General features: G+C 73.5%; 13 protein-coding genes and 2 pseudogenes. 9 read left to right on the top strand and 6 right to left on the bottom strand.

The genetic code is table 11. The features are described from left to right. Positions 1–8 precede the first annotated feature (8 nt). A complete protein-coding gene (locus ACEXOX_RS39110) occupies positions 9–869 on the bottom strand; it encodes a SigB/SigF/SigG family RNA polymerase sigma factor (RefSeq protein WP_406525487.1) in 861 nt (286 codons plus the stop codon). Positions 870–1,239: 370 nt separating this feature from the next. On the opposite strand from ACEXOX_RS39110, the gene ACEXOX_RS39105 reads away from it, so the two are divergent. Then, complete coding sequence (locus tag ACEXOX_RS39105; protein ID WP_406525486.1) at positions 1,240–2,331, top strand: enolase C-terminal domain-like protein; 1,092 nt, start codon at positions 1,240–1,242, stop codon at positions 2,329–2,331. Between the two features lie 31 nt (positions 2,332–2,362). On the opposite strand, the gene ACEXOX_RS39100 is transcribed toward ACEXOX_RS39105, so the two are convergent. From ACEXOX_RS39100 to ACEXOX_RS39090, 3 genes and pseudogenes are all read right to left on the bottom strand, one after another. Then, positions 2,363–2,797 (bottom strand): VOC family protein, encoded by a 435-nt coding sequence (locus ACEXOX_RS39100; RefSeq protein ID WP_406525485.1) that lies wholly within the window; start codon positions 2,795–2,797, stop codon positions 2,363–2,365. 394 nt (positions 2,798–3,191) lie between these two features. Beyond that, positions 3,192–3,512, bottom strand: a pseudogene (locus ACEXOX_RS39095) (NUDIX hydrolase); the annotation flags it as partial. A gap of 255 nt (positions 3,513–3,767) precedes the next feature. Beyond that, positions 3,768–4,016 carry a DUF6158 family protein gene (locus ACEXOX_RS39090; protein WP_406526611.1) on the bottom strand — a complete coding sequence of 83 codons (249 nt, stop codon included), beginning with the start codon at positions 4,014–4,016 and terminating at the stop codon, positions 3,768–3,770. 425 nt (positions 4,017–4,441) lie between these two features. On the opposite strand from ACEXOX_RS39090, the gene ACEXOX_RS39085 reads away from it, so the two are divergent. From ACEXOX_RS39085 to ACEXOX_RS39060, 6 genes and pseudogenes are all read left to right on the top strand, one after another. After that, positions 4,442–4,897, top strand: a complete 456-nt coding sequence (locus tag ACEXOX_RS39085; protein WP_406525484.1) for a CBS domain-containing protein — start codon at positions 4,442–4,444, stop codon at positions 4,895–4,897. A gap of 287 nt (positions 4,898–5,184) precedes the next feature. After that, positions 5,185–6,664: pseudogene (locus ACEXOX_RS39080) on the top strand (bifunctional phosphatase PAP2/diacylglycerol kinase family protein). Between the two features lie 124 nt (positions 6,665–6,788). Then, complete coding sequence (locus tag ACEXOX_RS39075) at positions 6,789–7,664, top strand: class I SAM-dependent methyltransferase (protein WP_406525483.1); 876 nt, start codon at positions 6,789–6,791, stop codon at positions 7,662–7,664. 89 nt (positions 7,665–7,753) lie between these two features. Continuing rightward, a complete protein-coding gene (locus ACEXOX_RS39070) occupies positions 7,754–8,917 on the top strand; it encodes a CapA family protein (protein ID WP_406525482.1) in 1,164 nt (387 codons plus the stop codon). 74 nt (positions 8,918–8,991) lie between these two features. Continuing rightward, entirely contained in the window at positions 8,992–9,342 is a 351-nt protein-coding gene (locus ACEXOX_RS39065) for a VOC family protein (protein WP_406525481.1), read from the top strand. Next, the gene (locus ACEXOX_RS39060; protein ID WP_406525480.1) at positions 9,342–9,989 is read left to right on the top strand and encodes a TIGR03086 family metal-binding protein; all 648 of its coding nucleotides are present in this window, start codon (positions 9,342–9,344) and stop codon (positions 9,987–9,989) included. The genes ACEXOX_RS39065 and ACEXOX_RS39060 overlap by 1 nt, the downstream gene beginning before the upstream one ends. 53 nt (positions 9,990–10,042) lie before the next feature. Here the strand turns inward: ACEXOX_RS39060 and ACEXOX_RS39055 are convergent, their stop codons facing one another. Beyond that, entirely contained in the window at positions 10,043–10,966 is a 924-nt protein-coding gene (locus ACEXOX_RS39055) for an NADP-dependent oxidoreductase (protein WP_406525479.1), read from the bottom strand. Positions 10,967–11,285: 319 nt separating this feature from the next. On the opposite strand from ACEXOX_RS39055, the gene ACEXOX_RS39050 reads away from it, so the two are divergent. Together ACEXOX_RS39050 and ACEXOX_RS39045 are read left to right on the top strand one after the other, a co-directional pair. Beyond that, positions 11,286–11,969 (top strand): hypothetical protein, encoded by a 684-nt coding sequence (locus ACEXOX_RS39050; protein WP_406525478.1) that lies wholly within the window; start codon positions 11,286–11,288, stop codon positions 11,967–11,969. 30 nt (positions 11,970–11,999) lie between these two features. Continuing rightward, positions 12,000–13,139 carry a glutamate dehydrogenase gene (locus tag ACEXOX_RS39045; protein WP_406525477.1) on the top strand — a complete coding sequence of 380 codons (1,140 nt, stop codon included), beginning with the start codon at positions 12,000–12,002 and terminating at the stop codon, positions 13,137–13,139. Positions 13,140–13,226: 87 nt separating this feature from the next. Here the strand turns inward: ACEXOX_RS39045 and ACEXOX_RS39040 are convergent, their stop codons facing one another. Then, positions 13,227–14,570, bottom strand: a complete 1,344-nt coding sequence (locus ACEXOX_RS39040) for a cytochrome P450 (protein ID WP_406525476.1) — start codon at positions 14,568–14,570, stop codon at positions 13,227–13,229. Between the last annotated feature and the right edge of the window lie 36 nt (positions 14,571–14,606).

Here is a 14,606-nt window from a genome sequence, read left to right as displayed (position 1 = left end):
CCCTGGCCTCAGGCCGCTTCCCGTTCGCCCACCTGATCGCACAGCCGGGTGCAGGTGCGATTGATGAGCCGGGAGACGTGCATCTGCGAGATGCCGAGCCGGTCGGCGATGCGGCTCTGCGTCATGTCGCAGAAGAACCGCAGGTAGAGGATCTGCCGCTCGCGCTCGGGAAGCATCTGCAGCTTGGGCCTGACCGCCTCGCGGTCGACGACGAGGTCGAAGCCGGGCTCCGGGCCGCCGAGGGTGTCCACGATGGCGTACCCGTCGTCCGCGCCGGGCAGCTCGGCGTCCAGGGAGAGCGTCGAGTAACTCTCCAGCGCCTCCATGCCGAGCAGTACCTCCTCCAGCGTCATACCGGTGTGGTGGGCGATGTCCCGGGCGGCGGGGCGGTGGTCGTCGGGCGCGTGGGTGAGTTCCAGCGTGGCCGTACGGACGCGGTTGCGCAGTTCCTGGACGCGCCGGGGCACGTGCAGGCCCCACATGTGGTCGCGGAAGTGCCGCTTGACCTCGCCGACGATGGTCGGCACGGCGAAGCTCTCGAACGCGCAGCCGCGGTCCGGGTCGTACCGGTCCACGGCCTTGACCAGGCCGAGCGAGGCGACCTGCGTCAGGTCCTCGGTGGTCTCGCCGCGGTTGCGGAACTGCCGCGCGAGCCGTTCTGCCATCGGCAGCCAGGCACAGACGATGCTCTGGCGCAGCGCGTCCCGCTCCGGCCCGTCGGGCAGCGCCGTCAGCCTGCGGAAATCGGCGTTGGTGTCCGGCGCGTCGTCGTGCGGGTGCCTCTTCTGGGTGCGGCGCGCGCCCAGCGGACGGTCGGCGGGCCGGCCGCGCTGGTTGCTCGCGCGATGATGTGTGCGTACAGAGGGCATGGTCTCGGCTCCCTGATCGGTGGACTGGGGTCCTCCGCGGGAGCGCAGCCGGAGTGCACGCTCGGAGAGCAGGTTCGCTCCCACGGGCGTGCCTCCGGTCCGAAGCACACGGATCGCGTGCCCGGAGCCCGTGGCGGTAAACGCCTCGCGAACCGAATGGGGCGCGGCGCACACCGGTACGGGAGGTTTCCGGCCCGCGGGTCAGGTAACCCGTGCGGAACGGCCCGCCGGCCACCGGTCATCGGCCGGGCGGCCGGGCCGGCCGACGGTGTACGCGCAGTGGGGCGACCCCCTGCGAGCGGCGCGGAGCGGCAGGAACGCGTACGAGCCCCGGGTCCGCACCGAGACCGAAGAGGAGCCCTCCGTCACCATGGAAGTCGAGCGGCTGGACGTCACCGCCTACACCGTTCCCACCGACGCGCCGGAAGCCGACGGCACCCTCGCCTGGGACACCACCACCATCATCGTCGTCGAGGCCCGCTCCGGGACGACCACCGGCCTGGGCTGGACCTACGCCGCCGCCGACGCCGGCTCGGTCGTCCGCGACCTGCTCACCCGTTCGGTCCTGGGCCGCAGCGTGCTGGACGTCCAGGGCGCCTACGAGGCCATGAGCCGGGCGGTGCGCAACGCCGGCCGGCCCGGGCTGGTCGCCTGCGCGCTGTCCGCGGTGGACATCGCCCTGTGGGACCTCAAGGCCAGGCTGCTGGAACTGCCGCTGCTGCATCTGATCGGCGCCGTACGCAGCACGGTGCCGGTCTACGGGTCGGGCGGCTTCACCACGTACCACGACACCCATCTGGCGACGCAGTTGAACGGGTGGGTGCACGGGCAGGGCATCGAACGGGTCAAGATCAAGATCGGCGAGGAGTGGGGCCGGGCCGTCGAGCGCGATCTGACCCGCGTCCACCACGCCCGTACGGCCATCGGACCGCGCGCCGAACTGTACGTGGACGCCAACGGCGCGTACACCCGCAAGCAGGCCGTACGGGTCGGCCGGGCACTCGCCGACCAGGGCGTCGGCTGGTTCGAGGAGCCGGTCTCCTCCGACGACCTGGAGGGCCTGCGGGTCGTCCGCGACCTGGTGGTGTGCGACGTGACCGCCGGTGAGTACGGCTACGACCTGCCGTACTTCGCGCGGCTGGCCCCGGTCGTGGACTGCCTCCAGATCGACGCCACCCGGTGCGGCGGACTGACGGTCTGGCTGCGCGCCGCGGCCCTCGCCGAGGCACACGGCCTGGAGGTCTCCGCCCACTGCGCACCGCACGTCCACGCCCACCCGGCCGCCTGCGTACCGAACCTGCGGCACATCGAGTGGTTCCACGACCACGTACGCATCGAGTCGATGTTCTTCGACGGCGGCCTCGACCCGTCCGGCGGAACGATCCGCCCCGGCGCCGAACAACTACCGGGCCACGGCCTGCACTTCCATCACGAGGAGGCGACGCCGTACCGGGTGCTGTGAAGCGGCGGCCGGGCTGCCCGGTTCTCGCCCGTCAACTCCCTTCGCCGGGCGCGGTGATGACTTCCGCAGGGGCGAAGACGCAGAATTCGTTGCCCTCCGGGTCGGCGAGCACATCCCAGGCGATGTCCTCGTCACGCTTGCGCACCAGGGTCGCGCCCAGCCGCAGCAGGCGGCCGGTGTCGCCCCAGACGTCCAGGTGCATACGGTTCTTGACGGTCTTGGGCTCGGCGACCGGGTTGATCCAGATCAGCGGGCCGCGGCCGGCGGGATCGACGATCGGGACCGGCCAGGCGCGCGGCTGTTCCTCGCCCGCCGCGGACGGGCGGCGGACGTAGCCCATGGCCTCGCACCACCAGTCGGCGAGCGCCTGGTGGTCGCGGGCGTCCAGGGCCAGGTCCTTGAAGCGTGCGGGCGCGCCGGGTTGCTGCGACGCGCCGCCTGCCGTGGTGTGCCGGATGTCCGCCATGTGTCCCTCCCTGAGAGCCGCCGGCCGGCGGCCGGTCACCGTATTGGATCACGGCATGGCGGCGAACGGGCTGGGCCCGGTGGTACGGAGCACGAACGGCTTCAGCTCGCACCACTCGGCGGTTCGGACTCCGGCGAACGCCGCGCTTCCAGTTCACCAGCGAATGACGGAGGATGCACGCCGTGACGTTGGCCTGTCTCTCGTGCACCTTCCGTGCCTTCTTGGTCTCTTTTGCAAGGACTGCGTACTCCACTCCAGAGATTCCCTGTTCAACGCTGATGGGCGCGGATGAGGGTCACCGCTCCAACCACCACAGAAATGACGATCGCAACAAACGCAAGGTTCGTTTCATTCATCTACGCGCCTCCTCCATGCGTTCCTGGTCAGCCGAGGGTCAGCCGAGATACGGAGTCGCACGCTGTTCGAGGAAGTGCATCAGTCGGAGCCGCTGAGTGTGGTGCACGGACAGCGCAGCGATATCTTCCGGCGCGACGAACCGCAGTTCCCTGGACTCGTTCGAAATGGCAAGCTCGCCGCCGACGACTCGCGCCGTGAAGCACACGTTGAACTGCCGCCGCACTTCATCATCGCTGTAGGCAATGATGTGCCGGGGCTTCGTGTACGTGCCGACGAGCCCTGTGATCTCCACATCGAGGCCGGTCTCTTCCTTCGTCTCCCGCACGGCCGTACCGGGCAGCGAGTCGGTCATCTGCATTCGGAGGGGCACCGATGATGACCACCCCGGAAGTCACACCTGCCGTGCGGGGCGCGGCCCGATGCCACGGAGCACGAAAGAGGCCCAGGCGCGGAACCCCACATCCCGCACCCGGGCGCTCTCCCCACTGCCCCGTCGCCCTGGCTCCCGGGGCCTTCTCCGTGGCCGCTCGGCCGGTCACCGGGTACCAGGCCGGCGTCCGGTCAAACGTCCCGATGTCACCGGGCGGTGGCGAGGGGCGGTGTCGCGGGCCGGTCAGCCGGTGCGGGCGCGGGCTCCGGAACGGGTGCGGCCGGAGGCGACCCAGCGGCGCGGGTGGCGGCGCAGGTACTCGCCCTCCAGCTCCGCCATGCGTGCGTTGTGGGTGGTCAGGGCGTCGGTGGAGCCGTGCAGGAGCGTGTCGTGGCGGGTGCGGTGGATGGTTTCCAGCTCGCGCAGCAGTTGCTGCTCGTCGAGCCGGGCGGGCGGGACGCCCAGGGTCGCGGTGCCCGGTGCGGCAGCCATCGTCTCCGCGGGCCGCGGGGAGTCCGTGGGCGTGTCGTGGGACGGCATCGGGGTTTCTCCCTCCGTGTCGGGTGCATCCCTTCGGGTACCCGCTCGCACAACCACCCGGACACGTCCGGCGGCAGGCTCGGAGCGAGCCCCGGAGGCAGGCATGGAACTCGGATTCCTCACCCCACTCACTACCAGGCCGGGCCCCGGTCCCGCGGGCCGTTCCGGTACCTCGGACCACCCGGTCCGCCCGGTCGCCTCCTTCGATCGTACGAGGACCGCTCCGGCTCGGCGCGGCGACCGGCACCGCCACGGCGGATCCGGCGCCGCGGGTGCGCAGCCGCACGACGCCCCGGGGTGACCGGCCCCGGGGCGCTCCCGTGCCCCGGCGGCCCCTCCTGCCGCCCGCCGGCCCGACCGAGAGAAGGCGAACAGCAATGGCACAGTTCGTAAGGGACGTCATGACCCCGGACGTCGCGGCGGTCCTGCCGGACGCCTCGCTGGTCGAGGCGGCACAGCTGATGCGCGCACAGGACATCGGGGACGTCCTGGTGACGCAGGACGGCGTGCTGCTGGGGGTGGTGACCGACCGGGACATCACGCTGCGCGCGGTGGCGGACGGGGTCGATCCGCTCGCCGTGTCCTGCCGCTCGGTGTGCACTCCCGAGCCGGTCTGTGTCGGCCCCGACGACCACATCAGCGAGGCGGTCACGCTGATGCGCACCAATGCGGTGCGGCGGCTGCCGGTGGTCGAGAACGGGACGCCGGTGGGGGTGATCAGCATCGGTGACCTGGCCCGTGCGCAGGACCCGGACTCGGCGCTCGCGGACATCAGCCGGGCCGCCCCGGACAGCTGGCCGGACGTGGGGAACGGGGGGCCGGGGAGGGGCTGAGCCGTGGGTCCGGGGCGGGAACCGGGCCCGGACCTGGCCCTGGCCCCGGACGTAGCTGTAGTCAGGCCATGGCTGTAGCCGGGCTGCGCGGTCACGGTCCGTCGCCCGGACGCACCGGGTCGCCGGGCCGGGCCGCCGGGCCGCACCGGTAAGGCCGATGCGAGGCACACGAGGCGTACGAGGCGTACGAGGCATCCGACCGACAGGAGCAGCTGCGGATGAAACGGACGACGCGGGGAACCGTGGGGCTGCTGTATGTGCCCCGTTCTTCGGGGTACAGGTGGGCCATGCGAAAGCTGCTGAGCACCTGGGACCGCGAGATCTTCGACAGCGTCGCGTCACGGCACTGGCCGGGCGCGCAGCGCGTGCTGCCACGGCTGACGCGCACCGCCGACCACGGACTGCTGTGGATGGGGATCGCGGCGGGCGCGGCCGCCCTCGGCGGGCGGCCGATGCGCAGGGCCGCGCTGCGCGGGGTGGCCTCGCTGGCCGCGGCGTCGGCGACGGTCAACACCCTGGGCAAGCGCTCGGTGCGGCGCAACCGGCCGCTGCTGGAGGCGGTGCCCGTCATACGGCAGCTGAACCGGCAGCCCTTCACCACCTCCTTCCCCTCCGGCCACGCCGCCTCGGCCGCGGCCTTCGCCACGGGCGTCGCGTTCGAGAACAAGTGGTGGGGCCTGGCGCTGGCGCCGGTCGCCGCCTCCGTCGCGTTCTCCCGCGTCTACACCGGTGTCCACTACCCGGGTGACGTCCTGGCCGGGGCCGCGCTCGGCGTGGGCGCCGCTCTCGCGGTGCGCGGGCTGGCGCCGACCCGGGCGCAGCTGGCGCCCCCGGCGCGGCCGGCGGCCGACGCGCCCTCGCTGCCGGGGGCCGCGGGCTGTACGTGGTGGCCAACCACGCGTCCGGGCAGCGCACCGGGCCGCGCCCCGACCGGGTGCAGGAGGTGCGCGGCGTGCTGCCGGAGGCCGAGGTGGTGCTGTGCGGCGACCCGGAGTCCCCGCCGATGGACAAGGCGCTGGAGCAGGCCGCGGAGCAGGCCGAGCAGGCGGGCGGCGCGCTGGGGGTGCTGGGCGGGGACGGCACCGTGTGTGCCGCGGCGGCGGTCGCCGTACGGCACGGTCTGCCGCTGGCGGTGCTGCCCGGCGGCACCCGTAACCACTTCGCGTACGACCTGGGCATCGAGACGCTCACGGACGCCGCCCGGGCGGTGGAGAGCGGTGAGGCGGTCGCGGTGGACCTGGCCGGGTTCCGTGCCGCGCCGGGCGAGGACCCGACCTACTTCCTCAACACCTTCTCCGTCGGCGCGTATCCGGAGCTGGTGCGCGTACGGGAGGAGTGGGCGGGCCGGATCGGCGCCTGGCCGGCCGGGGTGCTGGCCGCCTGGAAGGTGCTGCGGACGGCCGACCCGGTGACGGTGGAGGTCAACGGGAAGCGGCGGGAGGTGTGGCTGCTGTTCGCGGGCAACTGCGCGTACCGCGGGCTGGGGCTGGCGCCGGTGCGCCGGCACGATCTGGCGGACGGCGTGCTGGACGTACGGGTGGTGCACGGCGGGCGGCTGGCCCGTACGCGGTTGCTGACCGCGGCCCTGACGGGTGCGCTGCGGCACTCCCCGTGCTGAGCGAGTCCCGGTTGCGGTCGGTCCGCCTGGGCGGCCTGGCGGAGGGCGGCGTGCTCGCGTACGACGGCGAAGTGTCGCCCGCGCCGCGTGAGCTGACGATCTGCAAGGAGAACGAGGCGCTGACCGTGTACCGGCTGCTGCCCGAATAGGGGAAGCGAGGCGCTGAACGTCTACCACCTGCCGCCCGAATGGCGAGACGGCATTCTCATCATGCGGTCGCCCGGCGTACGGTGCTCACACCTGCCGACCGGGAGCGCGAAGGAGCCGTCCGCCATGCCGCACGAGTCCGCCGTCCACACCCAGGGCCACCGTGGGTCCGCCGCCCACGCCCCGGGCCACCGCGAATCCGCCGTCTACACCCACGGGCACCACGAGTCCGTCCTGCGCTCGCACACCTGGCGCACCGCCGCCAACTCGGCGGCCTACCTGCTGGACGCGGTCGAGCCGCACATGGAGATCCTGGACATCGGCTGCGGCCCCGGCACCATAACGGCCGACCTGGCCGCGCTGGTGCCGGACGGCCGGGTCACCGGACTGGAGCACGCACCGGACGTACTGGAGCAGGCGCGGGCCACGGCCGGGCGGCGCGGCCTGGCCAACGTCCGCTTCGTGACCGGCGACGTCCACGCACTGGACTTTCCGGACGGCTCCTTCGGCGTCACCCATGCGCACCAGGTCCTCCAGCACGTGGGCGACCCGGTGCAGGCACTGCGTGAGATGCGGCGCGTCACCAGGCCGGGCGGCGTGGTCGCCGTACGGGACGCCGACTACGCGGCCATGACGTGGTACCCGGCGACCGAGGGGATGGACGACTGGCTGGACCTCTACCGCAGGGTCGCCCGCGGCAACGGCGGTGAGCCGGACGCGGGACGGCGCCTGCGCGCCTGGGCCAGGGAGGCCGGCTTCGCCGATGCCGCGATCACCTCGACGGCGAGCGCGTGGTGCTACGCGACACCGGAGGAACGTTCCTGGTGGAGCGGCCTGTGGGCGGACCGGACCGTGGCCTCCGCGTACGCCCGGCTGGCGGTGGACGGCGGCCATGCCACGGAGGCCGGGCTGGACCGGATCGCCGGTGCGTGGCGGGAGTGGGGCGCGCGGGAGGACGCCTGGTTCAGCGTGCTGCACGGCGAGATCCTCTGCCGGGTGTGAGGCGCTCGCCGGGCATGCCCACGAATGGGGCGTGACCCGACCGCCACAACCAGCACGAACTATCCCGTTCCACCCGGTAAGAAGAAGCCGTGACAAGAACGCACGGACCGGCCGTCCTGGCGGTGCTGGCACTCCTGGCGGCGGGCTGCGGTCCCCAGCAGCCCGCCGCGGGGCGCCACGGAGCCACCACCGGGCAGCCGGCGCAGGCCGCCGCGGCCGGCGGCTTCACCCTCCTGGCCACCGGCGACGTGCTCCCGCACACCGAGATCATCGAGCAGGCCCGCAAGGACGCGCACGGCCACGACCACGACTTCGGACCGATGTTCGCCGGCGTCCGGCCCCTGGTCTCCGGCGCCGACCTCGCGATCTGCCACATGGAGACGGTGTACGGCGAGGACGGCGGCCCGTTCACCGGCTATCCCGCGTTCAAGTCGCCGCCCCAGGTCGCCGCCGCGCTCCGGGCCACCGGCTACGACTCCTGCTCCACCGCCTCCAACCACACCCTGGACGACGGCCCCGCCGGGATCCGCCGCACCCTCGGCGCCCTGGACGCGGCAGGTGTACGGCATGCCGGCTCGGCCCGTACCGCCGACGAGGCCGCCCGTCCCACTCTCCTGAAGGCGGGACGGGCGAAGGTCGCCCAGCTCGCCTACACCTACGGCACCAACGGCATCGCCGTACCCGAAGGACAGCCCTGGTCGGTCAACCTCATCGACCGGGACCGGATCCTCACCGACGCGCGGGCCGCCCGGCGCGCGGGCGCCGACGTGGTCGTGGTCAGCCTCCACTGGGGCACCGAGTGGCAGCAGGAACCCGACGAGCAGCAGCGCACCCTCTCCCGTGCCCTCACCGCCGCCCGCACCGGCGGCCGGCCCGACATCGATCTCGTCCTCGGCACCCACGCCCACGTCCCGCAGGCCTACGAGAAGGTCAACGGCACCTGGGTCGTCTACGGCATGGGCGACCAGCTCGCCGGCTACATGTACAACCCGCAGGGCGCGGTCGACTCCCGCGGCAACCAGAGCTCGATGGCCCGCTTCACCTTCGCGCCGCCGGACGCGGCGGGCCGGCGCTGGACCGTGACCAAGGCGGAGTTCACCCCGCAACTCACGGATGTGGAGCACGCGTTCCGCGTCGTCCCGCTGACCGACGGCGCACCCGGCGGCTCCGCGCACGCGCGGGCCCGGGACGCCGTACGCGAGGTGGTCCTCTCCCGCGGCGCCGCCGACGACGGTCTGTCGATGACGGGTTGACCGTGCCCCGGTCCCCCACCACGGAATCATCCAACTGATCGCGCGCGGCGAGGCACCCCAACTACGCTCGTTCCATGGACATTCTGGGGACCTCTTTGCGGGTGTGCGTGACCGACCTCGACGCGGCGGTGGGTGTGTACGAACGGCTGACCGGCGCGGAGGCGATGCGCTTCGAGCACGGCGGCGTCTCGGTCGCGGCCGTCGGCTGCTTCGTCCTGATGAGCGGTCCGGAGGCGCAGCTGTCGGTACTCAGCAAGATCACCGCGACGCTCGCGGTCCAGGACGTGGACGACGCGGTGGCCGATCTGAACGCGGTCGGCGCACAGATCATCGCGGGCCCGCTGCCGACGCCGGCCGGCCGCAACCTGGTCGCCCGCCACCCGGACGGTTCGGTCTTCGAATACGTCGACCGGAAAGCGGCCTGATGTCCGGCACCACGGCACCGGCGGCCGACTTACGTTCCCTGCACCGCGCCGCCCTGGACACCGCCACCGAGCTGGTGGGGCGGGTGCGTCCCGAGCACTTCGGGCTGCCCACGCCGTGCGCCGCGTGGGACCTCGGCCGGCTGGTCGCCCACATGACGGGTCAGAACCTCGGCTTCGCCGCCGCCGCGCGCGGACAGGTCACCTCGGCCGCCGACTTCGCGCCCCGCCCGGCGGGCGACGCGCCCGGCGCCGAGTTCGCGGACTCGGCACGCCGGGTGGTCGCCGCGTTCGCCGAACCCGGCGTGTTGCAGCGCCGGTTCGCGCTGCCCGAGCTGGGGCCGGACGTCACGGTCCGGGCCCGGCGGGGCATCGGCTTCCAATTCGTGGACACCGTCGTGCACGCCTGGGACGTGGCCAGGTCCCTCGGGACGACGGTCACCTTCCCCGCGGAGATCCTGACGCCCGCCCTGGAGATCGCCCGCACCGTGCCCGGCGGCGCGGCCAGGGAGGAGCCGGACGCCGCCTTCGGGCCCGTACGGGAGGCACCGGCCGTCGGCACCGGTGCGGTACCCGCCCTGGACCGGATCCTGGCCCTCCTCGGCCGCTCCCCGGCCTGGCCGGACGGAGACCGGCCGAGCGAAGCCTGACCCGCCGAGCCTGACCCGCCGGCACGCTTCCCTCCTTCGCACCCCGTCGCCCGTCAGGAGACCTCCAGCACGATCTTGCCGCGCGTGCGGCCCTCCTGGCTGCGGCGGAACGCCTCGGCCGCCTGCGACAGCGGCAGCACCGTGTCGACGTGCACGGTGAGCTTCCCGGCGTCGGCGAGGTCGCCCAGCGCGGCCAGGCCGGCGCTGTCCGGGCGGACCCACACCATGTGCCCGCCCTTCTCCAGCACGTCGTTGTCGGCGACGGAGGCGACCCGCGAGGTGTCGCGCAGCAGCTCCTGCGAGACGTCGATGACGCCGTTGCCGACGAAGTCCGCGGCCGCGTCCACCCCGTCGGGTGCCAGCTCGCGCACCCGGCCGGCCAGGCCGTCGCCGTACGTCACCGGCTCGGCGCCCAGGGAGCGCAGGAAGTCGTGGTTGCGCTCGCTGGCCGTACCGATGACGCGGGCGCCGCGGGCCACCGCGATCTGCACGCCGAGCGACCCGACGCCGCCCGCCGCGGCGTGCACCAGGACCGTCTCGCCCTTGGTCACGCCGACCCGGTCCAGCACCTGGGAGGCGGTGAGGCCGGCCAGCGGCAGCCCGGCGGCCTGCTGCCAGCTCAGGGCGGCGGGCTTGCGCGCCAGGGTCCGCACCGGAGCGGCGACCAGTTCGGCGAAGGTGCCGTGCTGGACCTCGTCCTTGCGCACATAGCCGACGACCTCGTCGCCGACGGCGAACTCGGTCGCGTCCAGACCGGTCCGCTCGACCACCCCGGCGACGTCCCAGCCGGGGATCAGCGGGAAGTGCACGTTCATCAGCGGATCGAGATATCCGGCCAGGACCTTCCAGTCCACGGGATTGACTCCGACCGCCTTCACCCGCACCAGCACCGAGTCCGGCCCCACCTTGGGGTCGGGCCGGTCGGTGCAGATGAGCTGGTCGGGGTCGCCGTAGCGGTGGGCGATGACTGCCTTCATGATCGTGTCTCCTGGTGGTCGGCCGACGGGGTGGCCCGGTCTGCGCGGTGCCTGTCCCCGCGTTCTCCCCCGCGCACACCCGGCAAGGGGGCACACGCACACGGATCCGGCCGCGGATCACCCGCTTGGAAGACGTCCTCCGGCGATCGGGGACACCGGACGCCGTTCCGTGGCTCCTCGTCGTCACCCGAGCGGCCCGTGCGCGGTCGTCCGGGGGCCCACGGTGTGTTCGCGTAGAAGACGGGCGCCCTGTACGGGGCGCCGGGCCGGTGCAGCGGAGTGGACCGCTGGTCCCTGAGCGCCGTCGACAGGAGTCGCCATGTCCTTGCCACGCTGGTGCCGCCGCGTCGTGCCGGTCTGTGCGGTGGCCGCCGGGAGCTGCGTCCTGTCCTGGGCCAGCGCGGCGACCGGGGTGACCCCGAGCGTGCTGCCCGCTCCCCAGGTGAAGGTGAGCAAGGCCGAGATGGACCTGTGTCCGGTACCGGCCGTCGCCAAGGCGCTGGCCGACCAAGGGGTGACGCTGGAGGCGCGGAGTCCGGGGCGGGTGGTCGACGTCGACGGTCGCCGGTGCGTGCGGCTGCCGATGACGCGGGGTGAGTTCGCGCTGGACCTCAGCAAAGGGGCCGTTCCGGCCGACGGCGGCCTGACCTTCAGGAAGTCCGGTGGCGCGGCGGTGTCCTTCACGGACATGGCCTTCGACTTCGGCTCCCACAAGGCCGAAGGGACGGCCGCCGCCGAGGGCGCCAAGGCCCGCCGGGGGCGGCAGCAGCCGTCGGTGGACCTGTTCGCCTTCGCCTTCGAGACGGGCAGGACCCGGGTCGACGTCACCAAGGGCACCGGGCAGGGCGCGGCGGCCCTGAGCCTGGGCACCGGCGGGTACGACGCGCTGAAGAACGCCCTGGGCACCAGCCCGCTGCCCGCCCAGGGCACGGTGATCGACGCCACCGCCTCCGGCAGCGTGGCCGAGGCGGCGCAGGCGCTCTCCCGCGCCCTGTTGCCGTAACGCCGTGGGGGACACACCATGAGGGGCGCCATGAGGGACCGCGTAGCGGCTCCGGTGGCCGCCGGGGTACGCGAAGACACCGCCACGGACCCGATCCGTGTCACGATCCCGCCGCGCTTCTGCCCACTGCCCGGCACCGGGCACCCGGAGGCCGGCCGGCTGAACGCACTCGCGGCGGACTGGATCCAGGGGTACGGGCTGTGCCGGAACGGCGCGCAGCGCGTACGGATGGCCGGCAACGACTGCGGGGGCTTCTACGGCCGCATCATGCCCGCCGCGCCGGCCGGCCGGCTCCAGCTCGCGGTGGACTGGTGCGTGCTGATGTTCGCCTTCGACGACCTGCACTGCGACGAGGGCCCGGCCAGCCTGCGCGCCGAGGACTTCACCGGCTTCGCCACCCGTCTGCTGCGCGTGCTGGAAGCGCCGGGGACCGTACGGGGCGGGGCCGCCGACCCCTTTCTCGCGGCGGCGGACGACCTGGCCGCACGCTGCCGCGCCGCGGGTACGCCGGTGCAGGTCCGGCGGATGGTGGACGGACACCGGGCCTGGTTCCTCGGGGTCCTGTGGGAGTTCGGCTGCCGGCTGCGCGACTGTACGCCGTCCCTCGACGACTACGCCCACCTGCGCCAGCACACCGCGGCCGGCACGGCCACCATGAGCTGGACGGAGATCATCGACGGTACGGAGGTCCCCGGTGCGGCGATGGACTCACCGGCGGTGCGCGCGCTGAACGAACTGGCCTTCACGACCGCGGCGTTCGACGACGACCTGTTCTCGTACGGCAAGGAACGCTGGCTGGCCGTCCGCAGCCCGCACGCCTCGCGCTGCCGGCTCAACCTCGTCGACATCCTGGCCGCCGAACACGGCCTGGGCCTCGAAGCTGCGCTCGCAGCGGCCGTCGACCTGTGCGACCGGCTGACCCTGCGCTTCGTCCAACTGCGCGACCGCGTGCTGCCCACGGCCTGCGCGCCGCTGCGGCTGCACCTCGACCACCTCTCCCACCTGATCCGGGGGAACATCGAATGGGGGCTGCGCGCCGGCCGGTACACCAACCCCGACGGCCGGCACCCCGGCGCGGTCATCACCACCGGTTCCTTCACCCAGACCGCGCCGCGGGCCGACGCACCGCCGCCGCTTCCGTCCATCGCCTGGTGGTGGGACCGGTTCTGAGGCCGCAGCGTTGATGACAACCGGGGAACTGGGGCCCCGGGGGAGCCGGGGAGACGGCCGGAGGCCGGTCCCCGCGCACGAGCCCCGTCAGCGGCGCGGGGTGAGCACCAGGTCGACACGGCCACGCGGCCGCAGCGCGACCGCGGCCCTGGGCTCGGCCCGCCCCGGCACCGCGAAGTCGAATCGGCTGATCATCGCGGCCACGACGAGGACCGCCTGCTGGAAGAAGAACGCCTGGCCCACGCACTGGTGCGCCCCGTCGCCGAAGGGCAGGTAGGCCAGCGGGTGCCGGTCCCGGACGCGCTCCGCGGTGAACCGGCCGGGGTCGAAGCGCAGCGGTCGTTCCCAGAACTGCGGCAGCCGGTGCGTCAGGTAGGGGGACAGCACCACCGTGGCCCCCGCCGGGACGGTCGCCCCGTCGATGACGTCCTCGGTGACGGCCGTCCGCGGCACCGCCCACGCCATCGCGTACAGGCGGCAGACCTCGGCCAGGAACCGGCGGGTGAGCACCAGCCGGCGGGCGTGCTCCGGCCGGGCAAGGCCGCCGCACAGTACGGCGTCGGCCTCGGCGCGTACCTCGGCCGCGAGGTCCGGATGCGCCGCGAGCGCGACCCAGACCCAGGTCAGAGTCAGGGCACTGGACTCCGAGCCGGCCACGAACAGGGCCACGACGTCCTGGGCGACATGCTCGTCGCTCAGCGCGCGGCCGTCGGCGTCCGCCCCCGCGAGCAGCACGCTCATCAGGTCGGGGCCGGTGTGCCGCTCGTACCGCGCCCGCCGGATCAGCGGCAGCAGGATCTCGTTGACCGTACGGGTGGCACGCCCGAAGGCGCGGTCGCCGGGCACCGGTACCGCGAGCGGTACAAAAGGCAGCGCCATCCGCCACAGCAGCGAGTCGAACGCGACGGCGACCGCGGCGGCGAGCCGGTCGCACCGATGCTGCGGGATGCGGGAACCGAAGAACGCCGGGTTGACGACCCGGAGCACGACGCGGGTCATCTCAGCCAGCGCGTCCACCGTCGCCCCGCCCGCCACGCGCCGCTCCAGCTCCGCCACCGCGCCCTCGACCGCGACGGCCGTGCCGTCGGCGTGCGTGGGCGCGCCGCCCGACAGGCCCTTGCACCACAGGTCCCGGCTGGCCCGCCATCGCGGCCCCTCGCCCGTGATCCCCAGCCCCGTGAGCCGGCTCATCGCCTTCCACATCGTCGTGCCGCGGCGGTAGTTGCCGCCGTGGTCGCGCAGTACGTGCCGCAGGTGGTCGGGGTGGGTGACCAGGAAGGGCCGGAAGGTGCCCAGGTCGAGCCGGGTCAGCGCGCCCTGCGCCTGCCGTCCGGTGCGTTCCATCAGTGCCAGCGGGCCGCCCTCGCGCAGACCGCCGAGGACGTGCCGCAGGGAGACGGTGTGGAGTCGGCTGTCGGCACGGATCGGCATGGCGGTGCTCTTTCACGGCGGCGCGGTGGCGGGACG

The sequence above is a fragment of the Streptomyces sp. Ac-502 genome, assembly GCF_045222935.1.
GTDB classification, from domain to species: Bacteria; Actinomycetota; Actinomycetes; order Streptomycetales; family Streptomycetaceae; genus Streptomyces; species Streptomyces monomycini.
This window is presented reverse-complemented; position numbering and strand designations above follow the sequence as displayed.